Consider the following 15,647-nt stretch of genomic DNA (forward strand, 5'->3'; position numbering starts at 1 on the left):
GAGCCCCCTGCGCCCCGAGGGGCAGGGGGCTCTTCCTGACCGGCTACGCGCTCGCCGCCAGGGCCTTCACGAGCAGCGGGGTCACCAGTTCGACCTGCCAGGGGCGGGCGCCGTGGCCGGTCAGGGCGGCGGCGATGGCCTCCGGGGTCGCGGGGGACGGCGGTTCCCAGCAGACGCGGCGGACCGTGTCCGGGGTGATCAGGTTCTCCTGGGGGAGGTTCAGCTCCTCCGCCAGGGCGGAGACGGCCGTGCGGGCCGCCGCCAGGCGCGCCGCGGCGGCCGGGTCCTTGTCCGCCCAGGCCCGCGGCGGCGGGGGGCCCGCGATCTGCTGGCCGGGCTGGGGGAGCTCGTTCTCGGGGAGCGCGCGGGCCCGGTCGATCGCCGCCTGCCACTGCTCCAGCTGGCGGCGGTTCATGCGGTGCCCGAAGCCGGGCAGTGCCATGAGGGCCGCCGCGTTCACGGGCACGGCCAGTGCCGCTTCCACGATCGCCGCGTCGCTCAGCACCTTGCCGGGCGAGACGTCCCGCCGCTGGGCGACCTTGTCACGGGCCGTCCACAGCTCCCGTACGACCGCCATCTGGCGGCGCCGCCGGACCTTGTGCATGCCGGAGGTCCGCCGCCACGGGTCCTTGCGCGGCGGGGCCGGCGGGGCCGAGGCGATGGCGTCGAACTCCTGGCGCGCCCACTCCAGCTTCCCCTGCCGGTCGAGCTCCTTCTCCAGCGCGTCGCGCAGGTCGACGAGGAGTTCGACGTCGAGGGCCGCGTACCGCAGCCAGGGCTCGGGGAGCGGGCGGGTGGACCAGTCCACGGCGGAGTGGCCCTTCTCCAGGGCGTACCCGAGGACGGACTCGACCATCGCGCCGAGGCCGACCCGCGGGAAGCCCGCGAGGCGCCCGGCGAGCTCGGTGTCGAAGAGCGAGGTGGGGAGCATGCCTATGTCGCGCAGGCAGGGGAGGTCCTGGGTGGCGGCGTGCAGGATCCACTCCGTGCCGGTCAGGGCCTCGCCGAGACCCGAGAGGTCGGGGCAGCCGACCGGGTCGATGAGCGCGGTGCCCGCGCCCTCGCGGCGGAGCTGGACGAGGTAGGCGCGCTGTCCGTAGCGGTAGCCGGAGGCACGCTCGGCGTCCACGGCCACGGGGCCGGTTCCGGCGGCGAACGCGGCGATCACCTCGGCGAGGGCGTCCTCGGTCTCGACGACGGGCGGAACCCCCTCGCGGGGCGCCAGCAAAGGGATCGGAAGCCCGTTCGCAGGGACGTCGTCGTCCGGGGGGCCGCCCCCGGTGGTGCGCAGTGCTGTGTCTGCTGCGGTCTCTTGGGCGTCGGTCACCTGTCAAGGGTATCGGTGAACGGCAAGCGCCTGTCGACGGAACGTTCCGTCGACAGGCGCGGGCTTACTGGTGGGCTTACTGGTGGGCTGGTCGGTGGGCTTTACCCGTGGGCTTTCCGGCGGCTCGCCGTCAGTGGATGATTCCGGTCCGCAGCGCGACGGCGACCATGCCGGCGCGGTCGCCCGTGCCGAGCTTGCGCGCGATGCGGGCGAGGTGGCTCTTCACCGTGAGGGCGGAGAGGCCCATGGAGACGCCGATGGCCTTGTTCGACTGGCCTTCGGCGACGAGCCGGAGCACCTCGACCTCACGGCCGGAGAGCTCGCGGTAGCCGCCCGGGTGGCTCGGGGCACCCGGGGGGCGGCGGTGGCCGAGCCGCGCGGCGGCGGAGCCGATGGGTGCGGCTCCGGGCCGGCCGGGGTGGCCGATGTTGGTCCGGGTGCCGGTGACGACGTAGCCCTTCACGCCGCCCGCCAGGGCGTTGCGTACGGCGCCGATGTCGTCGGCGGCCGAGAGGGCGAGGCCGTTGGGCCAGCCCGCGGCGCGGGTCTCGGACAGCAGGGTCAGGCCGCTGCCGTCGGGCAGGTGGACGTCGGCCACGCAGATGTCGCGCGGGTTGCCGACGCGGGGACGGGCCTCCGCGATGGACGAAGCCTCGATCACGTCACGTACTCCGAGGGCCCACAGGTGGCGGGTCACGGTGGAACGGACGCGCGGGTCGGCCACGACGACCATGGCCGTCGGCTTGTTCGGGCGGTAGGCGACCAGGCTTGCGGGCTGCTCGAGGAGAACGGACACCAGGCCTCCTGGGGGGAAGGATGCGGGACGGATCCGGCTCGGGGATGAAGCCGGGGGGCGAACCCGTGCTGTGAAGGGGTCACTGACTCCTTCGGCAGCTGGGGCGTCCGCCTTTAGGGAAAGATCACGATTTGGTGAGTAACAATTAGGGCAATTCGGACGCGTGATCGATCATCCTACGAGCGGACCCCCGGTCGGCCCCGCCACGACACCCCGTCGGCCCTCCCGGATTTCCCACCCGGAAGGGCCCCGAGTCCGTCAGGTGGCGGGCGGTTCCTACACCTGCTGCGGGCCCCGTCGCTGAGGCAGCGAGACGACCCCCGCGCCCGTCACCGTCCCCGCCTGCCCCGCCGGAGGCTCCACCGTCGCGGGCGGCAGCCCCGCGATCTGGCACAGCAGATCGCCCCAGGCCGCCAGGTGCGCCGCCGTGTCCGGTACGCCCCCGAGGCCCTCGCGCGGCGTCCACGAGGCCCTGATCTCGATCTGCGTCGCCGGCCTGCGGTCCGCGAGGCCGCCGAAGTAGTGGGAGCTCGCCATCGTGACGGTCCCGCCGGCCTCCCCGTACGAGAGCCCGCGTGCCTCCATCGCCCCGGTCAGCCAGGACCAGCACACCTCGGGCAGCAGCGGGTCCGCCGCCATCTCCGGCTCCAGCTCCGCCCTGATCAGCGTCACCAGCCGGAAGTTCCCCTTCCAGGCCTCGTGGCCGTCCGGGTCGTGCAGCAGCACGAGCCGTCCGTCCGCGAGATCCTCCTCGCCGTCGACGACGGCCGCCTCCACCGCGTACGCGTACGGGGCCAGGCGCTGCGGGGGCCTGGTCGGCTCGATCTCGATCTCGGTTCTCGGCCGCGCCGTCCGCAGCGCCTCCACCGCGCGCCGGAAGGCGGGCGGCGCCGGGTTCGTCTCCGTACTGCTCCCGCTGTCCCCCGTTTCGCCTGTCCCTCTCTTGCCGTCGGAATGATCGGAAAAATGTCCCTGAGCCGCAGCCATGCGGGGAAGAGTAGGCGGAACGGGGGCTCTGTGCGGGGAGGGACACCCGGCCCGGTCGAGCGGCTTCCGCCACATGCGAAGATTCGGGGCGTGAGTGCCAACGACAGCCCGCAGGGCCAGCAGACGAAGCAGCAGTCGCGGACGCACGACTCCGCGTTCCTCAAGGCATGCCGGCGTGAGCCCGTGCCGCACACCCCTGTCTGGTTCATGCGGCAGGCCGGGCGCTCCCTCCCCGAGTACCTGAAGGTCCGCGAGGGCATCCCGATGCTCGAGTCGTGCATGCGGCCCGAGCTCGTCACCGAGATCACGATGCAGCCGGTCCGCCGCCACCAGGTCGACGCGGCGATCTACTTCAGCGACATCGTCGTCCCGCTCAAGGCCATCGGCATCGACCTCGACATCAAGCCCGGCGTCGGCCCGGTCGTCGCCGACCCGATCCGCACCCGCGCCGACCTGGCGCAGCTGCGCGACCTCACCCCCGAGGACGTCCACTACGTCACCGAGGCCATCGGGATGCTCACCGAGGAGCTCGGCGAGACCCCGCTCATCGGCTTCGCGGGCGCGCCCTTCACCCTCGCGAGCTACCTCGTCGAGGGCGGCCCGTCCCGGAACCACGAGCACACCAAGGCGTTGATGTACAGCGACCCGCAGCTCTGGGCGGACCTGCTCGACCGCCTCGCCGAGATCACCTCCGCCTTCCTCAAGGTGCAGATCGAGGCCGGCGCCTCCGCCGTGCAGCTCTTCGACTCCTGGGTGGGCGCGCTCTCCCCGGCCGACTACCGCCGTTCGGTGATGCCGGCCTCGGCGAAGGTCTTCGACGCGGTCGCCGGATACGGCGTCCCGCGCATCCACTTCGGTGTGGGTACGGGCGAACTCCTCGGCCTCATGGGCGAGGCGGGCGCGGACGTCGTCGGCGTCGACTGGCGCGTCCCGCTCGACGAGGCCGCCCGCCGCGTCGGCCCGGGCAAGGCGCTCCAGGGCAACCTGGACCCGGCCGTCCTCTTCGCCTCGCAGCAGGCGGTGGAGGCCAAGACGGACGAGGTCCTGGCCGCCGCGAAGGACCTGGAGGGGCACGTCTTCAACCTGGGTCACGGCGTCATGCCGTCGATGGACCCCGACGCCCTGAGCCGTCTCGTCGAGTACGTGCACACGCGGACGGCCGTCTGACCACGCCCCCGGCGTCGCCCGGTCAGGGCCGTGGGCCTCAGCCCGCGGCCCTGACCGCCGCCGTCGCCTTGCGCGCCGCGATGAGCACCGGGTCCCACACCGGCGAGAACGGCGGCGCGTACCCCAGGTCGAGCGCCGTCATCGCCTCCACCGTCATCCCCGCCGTCAGCGCCACGGCCGCGATGTCGACCCGCTTCGCCGCGCCCTCCCGGCCCACGATCTGCACGCCGAGCAGCCGTCCCGTACGCCGCTCCGCCAGCATCTTCACGGTCATCGGCGCGGCCCCCGGGTAGTACCCCGCCCGGCTCGTCGACTCCACCGTCACCGTCACGAACCGCAGCCCCACCGCGCGGGCGTCCTTCGCCCGCAGGCCGGTCCGTGCGATCTCCAGATCGCAGACCTTCGAGACCGCCGTGCCCACGACACCCGGGAAGACGGCGTAGTCGCCGCCGACGTTCGCCCCGATGACCTGGCCGTGCTTGTTCGCGTGCGTGCCCAGCGGAATGTGCCGCTCCCGGCCCGAGACCAGGTCGAGGACCTCCACGCAGTCGCCGCCCGCCCAGATGTCCTCGTGGCCCCGTACCCGCATCGCCAGGTCCGTCAGGAGCCCGCCGGACTCGCCGAGCGGCAGCCCCGCCGCCCGGGCGAGCGAGGTCTCCGGCACGACGCCCGTGCCCAGGACCACCACGTCCGCCGGGTACTCGGCGTCGGTCGTCGCCACCGCCCGCACCCGGCCGTCCGCACCCGTCAGGATCTTCGTGACCGTCGCCGACACGACCGTGGTGATCCCCAGGCCGTCCATCGCCCGGTGCACCAGGCGGCCCATGTCCGGGTCGAGCGTCGTCATCGGCTGCTCGCCCCGGGTCAGGACCGTCACCTCGTAGCCCCGGGCGAGCAGCGCCTCGGCCATCTCCACGCCGATGTACCCGGCGCCGAGCACCACGGCCCGCCGCCCGCCGGTCAGCTCCAGGGAGTCGAGGAGCGCCTGCCCGTCGTCCAGGGTCTGCACCCCGTGGACGCCGGGGGCGTCGATTCCCGGCAGCGGCGGCCGCAGCGGCCGCGCCCCCGTCGCGATCACCAGCTTGTCGTACCCCGTCCACACCTCCGTACCGGCGTCGAGGTCACGGGAGCGGACCCGGCGGCCCGCCACGTCGATCGCGGTCACCTCGGTCCGCATCCGCAGGTCGATGTCCCGGGCCCGGTGCTCCTCGGGGGAGCGGGCGATCAGCTCGTCGCGCGTCCCCACGTTGCCGCCGACCCAGTACGGGATCCCGCAGGCCGAGTACGAGGAGAAGTGACCGCGCTCGAAGGCGACGATCTCCAGCTCCCCGGCCGTCCTGAGTCTGCGTGCCTGGGACGCGGCGGACATGCCCGCCGCGTCGCCACCGATGACCACCAGTCGCTCCGTCATACGACGAACATACGACGATCGGACGGCGGGCCTACTTCTCGGCGGGGTCCTCCGGGGCCTCGGTACCGCTCGGCGCCGGGGCGATCGGGGCCCCCGCCGCGTTGCGCGGGGTGCCGGGCGCCACGGCGGGGGCCTCCGCCGCCGCCTTCGCCGCGCGGCGCGGGCGGACGAAGCGCCGCCAGACGAGGTACGCGGCCAGGGCCACCGCCAGCCACGGGGCGAGCGCGGCCAGCACGACCACGACCCACGCGACCGCGCCCACCAGCGCGTTCCACCCGCCGCTCAGCGCGTCCCCGACGCCCGGACGCTCGTCCTCCGGGTCCTGGGAGGCCCCCGGCTTCTCCTTCTCCGTCAGCTCCAGGGTGATCGTCGCCAGCGAGGTCCTGTCCTTCAGCGAGGCCTGCTGGGCGAGCAGCGACTCCAGGTCCGCCTGGCGGCGGCTCAGCTCGCCCTCCAGGGTCACCACGTCCGCCAGCTTCTCCGCCTTGTCCATCAGCGCCCGCACCCGCGCCACGCTCGCCCGCTGGGTCGCGATCCGGCTCTCGACGTCCACCACCTGCTCGGTGACGTCCTTCGCGTCGGCCTTCCGGTTGAGGAGCCTGCCCGTGCCCGCCAGTTCGACGAGGACCGCGTCGTACTGCTCCTGCGGCACCCGCAGGACGACGTGCGACATGACGTACGCGTCGTCGAGCCGCTCCGTCGACTCGCTCTCGACCCGCCCGCCGGCGCCCGCCGCCACCCGGCGGGCGGTGACCAGGGCCTTCGTCGCGTCCTCGACCTCGACCGTGAGCGAGGCGGTACGGATGACGTGCTGCTGCCTGACCGGCTTGGCGTCCGACGGCTTCCCCGCGGCCCCCTCGGCTCCTTCCGCCTCCTCGGCCGGCTTCGAGGCCGCGGAATCGTCCGTGACGCCCTTGGCGTCGGCCTGCGCGCCGACCCCTCCGCCCTTCCCGCTGTCGAGGCTCGAATCGGCCCCGCCGCAGCCCGTCAGCACGAGCGAGGCCGTGAGCAGGGCCGCCGCGGCGGCCGATCTGGTCGTGGTGCGGATACCGCGCATGTGATCCCCCCAGGGAGTCGGTGAACGTGCCCCTTGGACGTACGAGCCTGGCGGCGGGGTTGCGCTCCCGGGTAGCGATGCGGTCACGGTCCGGCCTCGGAACGGGAGCGCGGGGGCGATTTGAGAGAGTGGTCCCATGAACGCGGACACTTCGGGCCCCTCTGCTCACGTCGTCGTCGTCGGAGGCGGCATCGCCGGACTCGCCGCCGCCCACCGGCTCACCGGGGCGGGCCACCGGGTCACCCTCCTGGAGGCGGGCGACCGGCTCGGCGGCAAGCTCCGCGCCGGGGAGGTCGGCGGCGCCGCCTGCGACCTCGGCGCCGAGTCGCTGCTCGCCCGCCGCCCCGAGGCGGTCGCGCTCGCCAGGGCCGTCGGCCTCGGCGACCGGCTCCAGGCCCCGGCCACGACGACCGCGTCCGTCTGGTCCCGGGGCGAGCTCGTCCCCATGCCCAAGGGGCACGTGATGGGCGTCCCCGGCGACGCCGCCGCCGTCGAGGGCCTCCTCTCCGAGGAGGGCATCCGCCGGATCGGCCGCGACGCCGACCTCCCGCCGACCGAGATCGGCGAGGACATCGCCATCGGCGCGTACGTCTCCGAGCGCATGGGCCACGAGGTCGTGGACCGGCTCGTCGAGCCCCTCCTCGGCGGTGTCTACGCCGGTGACGCCTACCGCATCTCCATGAAGGCCGCCGTCCCCGCCCTCTTCGAGGCCGCCCGCCGCCACCCCACGCTCTCCGCCGCCGTCCAGGCCGTCCAGCGGGCCGGGGCGGCCGCCGCCCCCGTCGACGCGGCCGGCGGCGGGACGGGCCTCGCCGCCACCGGCCCCGCCGCCCCGGTCTTTCTCGGCGTCGAGGGCGGTGTCGGCACCCTGCCCGGCGCCGTCGCCGACGCCGTCCGCGCGGCCGGGGGCGAGATCGTCACCGGCGCCCCCGTCACCGCCCTGCGCCGGACCGACCGGAACCGCTGGGAGATCCGCACGGGCGACCGGGCCCTCGCCGCCGACGCCGTCGTCCTCGCCACCCCCGCCGGCCCCGCCGCCGCCCTCCTCGCCGACCACGCGCCCGCCGCGTCCGCCGAGCTCGCCGCCGTCGAGTACGCCTCCATGGCCCTCGTCACGCTCGCCTTCCGCCGCGCGGACCTGCCCGCCCTGCCCGGCTCCGGCTTCCTCGTGCCGCCCGTCGACGGCCACACCATCAAGGCCTCCACCTTCGCCAGCCAGAAGTGGGGCTGGATCGCCGACGGCGCCCCCGACCTGTTCGTGCTCCGCACCTCCGTCGGGCGCCACGGCGAGGAGGAGCAGGTCCACCGCGAGGACAGCGATCTCGTGGCCGCCTCGCTCAAGGACCTCGGCGCCGCCACCGGCCTCGCCGCGCGCCCCGTCGCCACCACCGTCACCCGCTGGATCGGCGGCCTTCCCCAGTACCCCGTCGGCCATCTCTCCCGGGTCGCCCGCGTCCGCGAGGCCGTCGCCGCACTGCCCGGACTGCGGGTCGCCGGAGCCGCGTACGACGGCGTCGGCATCCCCGCCACGATCGCCTCGGCGCACCGCGCGGCCGACGAGATCACCGCCGATCTGGCGCGGGAGATCACGGACGAGATCATCGCCACGTCGAAAAGGACCGACCCCGGTGCGGGGCACTCCTCGTGACGGGCGAGAATAGGCGTATGAGTGCGCCCGAAAAGATCCCGAACGCCGGTAAGAAGGCGAAGGACCTCAACGAGGTCATCCGCTACACCCTGTGGTCTGTGTTCAAGCTGCGCGACAACCTTCCCGAGGACCGCGCCGGTTACGCCGACGAGGTCCAGGAGCTGTTCGACCAGCTCGCCGCCAAGGACATCACCGTCCGCGGCACGTACGACCTCTCCGGTCTGCGCGCCGACGCCGACGTGATGATCTGGTGGCACGCCGAGACGAGCGACGAGCTCCAGGAGGCGTACAACCTCTTCCGCCGCACCAAGCTCGGCCGCGCCCTCGTGCCGGTCTGGTCGAACATGGCGCTGCACCGCCCCGCCGAGTTCAACAAGTCGCACATCCCGGCCTTCCTGGCCGACGAGACCCCGCGCGACTACGTCTCGGTCTACCCCTTCGTGCGCTCTTACGACTGGTACCTGCTGCCGGACGAGGACCGTCGCCGCATGCTCGCCGACCACGGCAAGATGGCCCGCGGCTTCCCCGACGTCCGTGCCAACACGGTCGCCTCCTTCTCGCTCGGCGACTACGAGTGGCTCCTGGCCTTCGAGGCCGACGAGCTGTACCGCATCGTCGACCTCATGCGTCACCTGCGCGCCTCCGAGGCGCGGATGCACGTCCGCGAGGAGGTCCCGTTCTACACCGGCCGTCGCAAGAGCGTCGCCGAGCTGGTGGCGGGCCTGGCCTGACACGGCCACCGGGCCTGACCAGGGCCCTGGCCTGACAAGGCCGTACGAACCAGGTGGCGGTCCGGCTTCCGGCCGGACACGTCACCCCTTGATCCGGAAGATCAGACGGCGGGCGTCTTCGTTGCCCCCCGTTCCAGCGACACCGGGTCCGGCTCCGGGTGCGGCGCGCATGAAGCGCGCCGCACCGGCGTCATTTCCGGGGTGCTGTCGTCGAGCGAGGGCCTCGGCAGCGCGCCCCTGAGCAGGTAGCCCTCCAGATAGCCGTTCACGCAGGCGTTCGGCCCGCCCGCGATCCCGTGCGTGCCCGCGCCCCGCTCCGTCACGAGCGCCGAGCCCGCGAGCCGCCGGTGCAGGGCGAGCGCCCCCGCGTACGGCGTCGCCGCGTCCCGCTCCGCCGCCAGGATCAGCACCGGCGGGAGCACCCCCGGGCCCGTCCGCACGTCCAGCGGCCGCTGCCGGGGCGCCTTCCAGTACGCGCAGGGCAGGTTCATCCACGCGTTGTCCCAGGTCTCGAAGGGCGCGCGCCGGGCGAGGGCCGTGTTGTCCCGGTCCCAGACGGCGAACTCCTCCGGCCAGGGGGCGTCGTTGCACTCCACCGCCGTGTAGACCGCGCGCCCGTTGCCCGCGTCCGGCGCCGGGGTTTTCGACGGCGCGGCCTGCGCGATCAGCGGCTCGGGATCGCCCTTCAGGTACGCGGAGAGCGCCGCCGCCCGCAGCGGCCAGAACCGGTCGTCGTACCCCGCCGCCAGCATCGCCCCGTGCAGCTGCCCGGGTCCGACCCGTCCGCCCGCCGGACGCGCGGCGAGCGCGGCCCGCGCCCGGTCGTAGCTCGTGGCCACCTCACGGGCGGTGTCCCCGAGCCCGTACACCGCGTCGTGCTTCGCCACCCACGTGCGGAAGTCGAGCCACCGGCCCTCGAACGCCTCGGACTGGGCGAGGTTGTTGCCGTACCAGACCTTCGCCGGCGTCGGGTCGACCGGCGCGTCGAGGACCATCCGCCGCACCCGGTGCGGGAAGAGGGTCGCGTACAGGCCGCCGATGTACGTGCCGTACGAGGCCCCGAGATAGGTGAGGCGCGGCTCGCCGAGCGCGGCCCGCAGGACCTCCAGGTCCCGGGCGTTGTTGAGCGAGTGGTAGTGGCGCAGGTCCGCGCCCGTCCGGCGCGCGCACCCCTCCGCGTACGTCCGCGCCCGCGCGATCCGCTCCTTCTTGTACGTCTCCGAGGGCAGCGTCGGCGCGGGCGTCGGGCCCGTCGCGCGGCCCGCCGGGTCCTCGCAGGAGACGGGAGCCGACCGGCCGACCCCGCGCGGGGCGTAGCCCACGAGGTCGTACGCGGCGGAGATCCGCTTCCACTCAGGGAGCCCGGCGGCGAGCGGGAAGTACGTCGAGGAGGCGCCGGGCCCGCCGGGGTTGAAGAGCAGCGCGCCCTGCCGGCCGGCGGCGGGGCCCGAGGCGGGGACGCGGCTGACGGTCAGCGGGATCCGCCGCCCCTCGGGATCGGCGTAGTCGAGCGGCACGCGGACCGTGCCGCAGAGGACGGACGGCGGCAGCTGTTCGGCGGCCGGGCAGGCGGCCCAGGCGATCCCCTCGGCGGCGGCCTCACGGGCGGCGCGCCCGGTCCCGCGCGCCTCGGACGGCGGGGCGTCGCGCGCCGGGGAGGTCAGGGGCGGCGAGGAGGCGAGGAGGAGGGCGGTGAGGGCTCCGTACAGCGCGGGGGAGGGCATGGGAGATCGTCGGCGCGGTACGGAGGCGAAGTAAAGGAACCTAGGGGAGGCGCACGGGAGCGTGTTGGTCCCGGAGCGCCGCGCGGAGTTCGGGCTCCAGGACGGCGGGGCCGCGCGTCGCGAGCGCGGTCAGCGGGTCGGCGGGCTCGTCACGGCGGCCGCCGAGCCCGGAGAGCAGCCGCTGCCCGGCGGGGGACGCCCAGCTCGTGTACGGGTAGATCTCGATCCCGCCGATGGCCAGGCAGAGCCCGGACGCGAGGAGCGGCAGCGTGAACGCGGCGATCACCAGGGTCCGTTCGGTCCCGGGCACGAGCAGCGCCGCCGCCGCCCCGAGCCCGAGCGAGAGCAGGAACGCGAACCGCACCGCGCGCAGCCCCGCCGCGATCTCCCGGCGGCCCGTCTCGGAGACGGCGAGCCCCCGGTCGACGAGCCGCTCCGCGAGCGAGCGCACCGGTTCGGCGGCGGCGACCACGGGCCGGACGGCGGGGATCGGGGACTGGCCGCCGGGGCCGATGGCCCCGAGCACGGCCTCCTCCACGCCGTCGCCGCCCCGGGCGTCGACGACGGTCGCCCAGCCGGTGTGGGCGAGCAGCAGCCGCCGCTGCCGGTGCAAGGAGACGAGGGTCAGGTCGGTGACGCGCAGCGGCCCGCCGGCGAGGTAGGCGGCTTCCTGGACGGTGAGTTCGGGACCGTCCTGACGGGCGTCCCCGCGAGCGGAATCGTGCGGCCGGGCCGCCGCGAGGGTGGCCCGGCACAGCCGTGCGCATCCGACGGCGGCGACGACGCAGGCGACGAGGAAGAGGGGAACCCAGACCATGTCCTGGTTCTACGGGAGGTCCGGGCACCTCGCCACTCGAACACGCATGTCAGCCGCTGGAGCCGCCGCCGCAGGAGCTTCCGGAACTGGAACTTCCGCAGGAACTCCCGGAGCTGGAGCTCCCGCAGGAGCTGCCGGAGCCGGAGCTCCCGCAGCTCGACCCGCCGCCGGAACAGGAACCTCCGCCGGAGCACGAGCTCCCGCCGGAACAGGAACCGCCGCCCCCACCGCCGCCCCCTCCGCAGGAGCTGTTCTCCGCGCACCAGAAGGCGGCCTCGCCGCCGATCACGTACGCCGCCGAGGACGAGGAAGAGGAGTGGGCGTAGGACCGTCGGCCCCCGCGCCCCCGGTTCCCCGGGCGCGCGTACACCCGGGCCGCCGCGAGGAGTTGCTCCCGCAGGACGGGGTCGGGCAGCGCCCGCAGGCCGTAGCAGGCCACGAGGGTCCCGGCGTCCGCGTCCTGCCCGTGGGCGCGCACGTACGCGAGGACGGCCCGCTGCCCGGCACCGGTGAGCTGCTTCCCGGCGACCGCCGCGCACACCATGGACGTGACCCCGGTGGCGAGCAGGGCCGGCACCACCTTGAAGACGAACGGCACCGACATCTCGAACGGGGAGGAGGTGAAGTCGACGAACGTGAGAGCGATGGCCACCGGGAAGAGGAGGAAGGCCGACAGGCCGATCCCGCCGCACCAGCGGAGCGTCGTGCGCCGCGCCGCCGGGGTGACGATCAGGCCGCGCTCGGCGAGCCCGTCGCCGATCTCCTGCACCGCCGCGTGCCGCATCGCGACCAGCCGGAGGTGGTGCAGGGCGCCGTGCGGGGCCGCCGCGAGCTCCTGGAGCACGGCCCGCTCGACCGGGTCGCGGGCGTCGGACCGCGAGACGGCGACGATCCCCGGCCCGCCGATCGTGATCCGGCCGTCGGCCTGGAGCGAGGCGAGAGCGGTGTCGACGACCCGCGCGGGGCCGCCGTGCAGGAACGCCGCCTCGTACGTGTCGTGGACGGAAGCGGCCTGGCCGCCGCCCCGGCCGCGCCGCGAGAGGACGACCCGGGCGATGAGGAACGCGATGGCGACGGCGCCGGCCGCGTAGTACAGGACGAGCAGAGTCTCCATGGTCATCTCCGTACGAGGGCGTGACGGGCGGCCCGCACCAGACGGGTGGCGCGGCCGGGCGGGCGGCTGCCGGAACGGTCCTGCCACCACTCGGTGAGCCGCCGCCGGGCCGCCGGGTCATCGGGGCGGTCGGCGAGCAGCAGGTGCTCGGCGAAGTCGAGCGCGTCCCGGCGGTAGCCGCCGGTCATGGGACGGGTCCTCGCGTACGAGAGGAACGCCGGCCGGAAACCCGTACCGAGGATCTCCGGCAGCTCCGGCGCGACCTTGGCGACGACACCGGCCCGCTTGGCGGCCAGCGCCCGGCTCTGCACACCGAGCCGCCGGCTGTCGAAGCCCTCGGGCGCGGGGGTGCCCGCGACGAGCGCGGAGAGCAGGGCGGCCTGCGCGAGGCCGAGCCGCTGCCGGGCGTCGTCGGTGGCGACGGGAGCCTCGGCCGGCTCGGAGGGCAGGGGTAGGGGCGGGGCAGGGGCCGGAACCGGCATCGCCCCGCCCGACACCCGCGCCCCGGCGCCGATGAGCAGCGGAGGCTCCACGGGCTCCCGGATCGTCCGCAGGCTCTCCTGGATCAGGCCTTCCCTGATCACCGTCTCCCGGATCGTCTCCAGCTCGTCCGCCAGCTCGTCGGCGGACGGGAAGTCGTCGTCCCGTTCGAGGAGCACCCCGGGAGGCGAGACCCGCGCCGAGAGGTCCGCGAGGACGTCGAGGACCGCGCGCGGCACGGGGTGGGCGTGGGTGTCGTGCCAGACGCCGTCGCGCTCGACACCGCCGGCGACGTGGACGTACGCGATGGCCTCCACCGGCAGCTCGGCCAGGGCCCTCGCGGGGTCCTCGCCCCGGTTGACGTGGTTCGTGTGCAGGTTGGCGACGTCGACGAGGAGCCGTACCCCCGTACGCTCCACCAGCTCCGCCAGGAACTGCCCCTCCGTCATCTCCTCGCCCGGCCAGGCGATGAGCGCGGCGATGTTCTCCAGGGCGAGCGGCACGGGCAGCGCGTCCTGCGCGATCCGCACGTTCTCGCAGAGCACGTCGAGCGCGTCCCTGGTCCGGGGCACGGGCAGCAGGTGCCCGGCCTCCAGCTGCGGCGAGGCGGTGAGCGGCCCCCCGGCCCGCACGAACGCGATGTGCTCGGTGACGAGCGGCGCCCCGAGCGCGATGGCCTTCTCGCCGAGCGCGGCGAGCCGCGCCGGGTCCGGCCGGTCGGCCCCGCCGAGCCCCAGCGAGACGCCGTGCGGAACGACCGTCACGCCGCGCTCGCGCAGCCGGGTCAGCGAGTCGGGCAGGTGGCCGGCGCAGATGTTCTCCGCGACCACCTCGACCCAGTCGACCCCGGGCAGCGCCTCGACCGCCTCCGCGATCTCGGGACGCCAGCCGATGCCGACGCCGAGCTCCGTCCTGTCCCCCATGTACCCGTCCCCCTTGTTCGATCCTCGGTCACCCGGGTGATGACCCGGAGGCAGACGTTCGAATCCAGGAAGGGGGACGTTCAGAGCAACATTTGAGGTTTCTGCCGGGTGAGGGGCCGGAAGCAGGGCTTCAGCAGGTCAGGGCGGGGAGCGCGGGGGCGAGGGGGCCGCGGGGGCGGGACGGTGCCGTGAGGGACGGGGGGAGGGCCGAGCGGCGCAGGGTGACCCCTGACGCTCATCCCCGCCGCCCCTTCCCCCACACCTTGTGGTAGTCCACGGCGTGGGTCCACCCGACCCTCCTCCGTCCGTCGACGAGGAAGTGCAGGTCGAGTCGCATCGTGCAGGTCAGGACCGGTCGCGGCGCCCGGTGCTGGTCGAAGAAGTTCCGGCCCCCGCCCGCGGAGCACCGGTCGACGAGCTTCGTCCGCACGGGCGGCCCCCAGGGGGACTCCCTGACGAACTCGTCGGCCAGTGCCCGCAGTTCGCGCTCCGCGAGCTTCCGCTTGCGCCGGGCCTCGGCCGATCGGGAGAGCACGCGGGCCCGCACCCGGGCGGGGAGCCGGACGAGCGCGTCGACCCCCGCCAGGAGGAAGAAGAGGAGCAAGCCCACGACATCGCCCGCGCGCCGACCGCCGCGTCTGCCGCCTAAGTGATACCTCATGCCCCCGAGTGTCCTACGGCCGCGCCAACCGCAGGTGGGAAGCGAAGAGTTCGCTGCCCTCGGAGACGACCGTCTTGCCCGGCGCGATCTCCGTGAAGCCCGCGTCCCGGACGACCGGGAGGCCGCTGTCGTCCGCCGCCAGCGTGGCCCAGTGGTCCGGCGTCGCCGTGCGGACGGCGAGCGGGAAGCCCGCCTCCTGCCAGGCCTTGCGGTCCGCGTCCGGCATCGCCCACCAGAGCAGCTGGGCTCCGTGCCCGGCCTGGGCCATCGTCTTGCCGGCCGACATGTCGACGCCCGGGTTGATCCAGAGCGTCACGGCCCCGTCCGGTACGGGACCGGGCTCGGCCGGGTCGTCGAGGTCGGTGCCCGAGACCTGGAGCTTGGCCAGTTCCTTGGGCCAGCCGTCGAGCGGCACCGGCGGGAAGACCCGTACCTCCGCCGTCTCGCCGGTCACGGTGATCCCCGGGAGCGCCCCGGCCTTCCGCCACTCCGCGCCGCGCGCCCGGCGCACGACCTTGCGGATCCGGGCGTCCTCCCAGTCGGTCATGGCCCGCGCCCACTCGCCCTCGCCGAGCGAGCGCTCGTCGGTGAGGATCGCCATCACGGCGAGGGCGGCGGTCTCCAGGGCGTCGGTACGGGCCGGGGGCGCGTCGCGCTCGATGCGGACGACCAGGGGGAGGACGAACTGCGGCTTCTCGTCGCGGGCGTCGCTGACGGTGGGGTCGGTGTCGTTGCTGCTGTCACTGCTCACCCGGCAAGTCTGCCACCGTGGTCACCGCCGTCCCGGAGGGCTGTTGTGGGATC

Annotated in this window: 14 protein-coding genes; 3 read left to right on the plus strand and 11 right to left on the minus strand. The window is 74.6% G+C overall.

The window, feature by feature from the left end:
- Nucleotides 1-43 precede the first annotated feature (43 nt).
- The 3 genes from ACFC0Z_RS15255 to ACFC0Z_RS15265 all read right to left on the minus strand — a co-directional run bounded on the left by ACFC0Z_RS15255 (nt 44) and on the right by ACFC0Z_RS15265 (nt 3,110).
- Complete coding sequence (locus ACFC0Z_RS15255; protein WP_376437247.1) at nt 44-1,327, minus strand: ribonuclease D; 1,284 nt, start codon at nt 1,325-1,327, stop codon at nt 44-46.
- A 130-nt stretch (nt 1,328-1,457) separates the two neighbouring features.
- Complete coding sequence (locus tag ACFC0Z_RS15260; protein ID WP_360810938.1) at nt 1,458-2,123, minus strand: response regulator transcription factor; 666 nt, start codon at nt 2,121-2,123, stop codon at nt 1,458-1,460.
- A 276-nt stretch (nt 2,124-2,399) separates the two neighbouring features.
- A complete protein-coding gene (locus ACFC0Z_RS15265; protein ID WP_376437249.1) occupies nt 2,400-3,110 on the minus strand; it encodes a DUF3000 domain-containing protein in 711 nt (236 codons plus the stop codon).
- Between the two features lie 90 nt (nt 3,111-3,200).
- Between ACFC0Z_RS15265 and hemE the strand changes: the two genes are divergently transcribed.
- Nucleotides 3,201-4,277, plus strand: a complete 1,077-nt coding sequence (hemE, locus tag ACFC0Z_RS15270) for a uroporphyrinogen decarboxylase (protein ID WP_376437251.1) — start codon at nt 3,201-3,203, stop codon at nt 4,275-4,277.
- A 37-nt stretch (nt 4,278-4,314) separates the two neighbouring features.
- Here the strand turns inward: hemE and ACFC0Z_RS15275 are convergent, their stop codons facing one another.
- Together ACFC0Z_RS15275 and ACFC0Z_RS15280 are read right to left on the minus strand one after the other, a co-directional pair.
- On the minus strand, nt 4,315-5,688 hold the full coding sequence (locus ACFC0Z_RS15275) for an FAD-dependent oxidoreductase (protein ID WP_376437253.1): 1,374 nt from the start codon (nt 5,686-5,688) through the stop codon (nt 4,315-4,317).
- Nucleotides 5,689-5,719: 31 nt separating this feature from the next.
- Complete coding sequence (locus ACFC0Z_RS15280; protein ID WP_376437255.1) at nt 5,720-6,745, minus strand: DUF4349 domain-containing protein; 1,026 nt, start codon at nt 6,743-6,745, stop codon at nt 5,720-5,722.
- A 136-nt stretch (nt 6,746-6,881) separates the two neighbouring features.
- Between ACFC0Z_RS15280 and hemG the strand changes: the two genes are divergently transcribed.
- Nucleotides 6,882-8,393 (plus strand): protoporphyrinogen oxidase, encoded by a 1,512-nt coding sequence (hemG, locus tag ACFC0Z_RS15285; RefSeq protein WP_376437257.1) that lies wholly within the window; start codon nt 6,882-6,884, stop codon nt 8,391-8,393.
- 17 nt (nt 8,394-8,410) lie between these two features.
- Nucleotides 8,411-9,124 (plus strand): hydrogen peroxide-dependent heme synthase, encoded by a 714-nt coding sequence (gene hemQ, locus ACFC0Z_RS15290; protein ID WP_376437259.1) that lies wholly within the window; start codon nt 8,411-8,413, stop codon nt 9,122-9,124.
- 101 nt (nt 9,125-9,225) lie between these two features.
- On the opposite strand, the gene ACFC0Z_RS15295 is transcribed toward hemQ, so the two are convergent.
- The 6 genes from ACFC0Z_RS15295 to ACFC0Z_RS15320 form a co-directional block, all read right to left on the minus strand.
- Entirely contained in the window at nt 9,226-10,848 is a 1,623-nt protein-coding gene (locus tag ACFC0Z_RS15295) for an alpha/beta hydrolase (RefSeq protein ID WP_376437261.1), read from the minus strand.
- A gap of 40 nt (nt 10,849-10,888) precedes the next feature.
- Nucleotides 10,889-11,665 carry a TIGR04222 domain-containing membrane protein gene (locus tag ACFC0Z_RS15300; protein ID WP_376437264.1) on the minus strand — a complete coding sequence of 259 codons (777 nt, stop codon included), beginning with the start codon at nt 11,663-11,665 and terminating at the stop codon, nt 10,889-10,891.
- A 49-nt stretch (nt 11,666-11,714) separates the two neighbouring features.
- Nucleotides 11,715-12,779 carry a TIGR04222 domain-containing membrane protein gene (locus ACFC0Z_RS15305; RefSeq protein WP_376437267.1) on the minus strand — a complete coding sequence of 355 codons (1,065 nt, stop codon included), beginning with the start codon at nt 12,777-12,779 and terminating at the stop codon, nt 11,715-11,717.
- A gap of 2 nt (nt 12,780-12,781) precedes the next feature.
- A complete protein-coding gene (locus tag ACFC0Z_RS15310) occupies nt 12,782-14,182 on the minus strand; it encodes a DUF692 domain-containing protein (protein WP_376437269.1) in 1,401 nt (466 codons plus the stop codon).
- 235 nt (nt 14,183-14,417) lie between these two features.
- The gene (locus ACFC0Z_RS15315; protein ID WP_376437272.1) at nt 14,418-14,843 is read right to left on the minus strand and encodes a hypothetical protein; all 426 of its coding nucleotides are present in this window, start codon (nt 14,841-14,843) and stop codon (nt 14,418-14,420) included.
- A gap of 13 nt (nt 14,844-14,856) precedes the next feature.
- Nucleotides 14,857-15,594, minus strand: a complete 738-nt coding sequence (locus ACFC0Z_RS15320) for a peptidyl-tRNA hydrolase (RefSeq protein WP_376437275.1) — start codon at nt 15,592-15,594, stop codon at nt 14,857-14,859.
- Between the last annotated feature and the right edge of the window lie 53 nt (nt 15,595-15,647).

This window comes from Streptomyces sp. NPDC056144 (assembly GCF_042264145.1).
Taxonomy (GTDB): Bacteria; Actinomycetota; Actinomycetes; order Streptomycetales; family Streptomycetaceae; genus Streptomyces.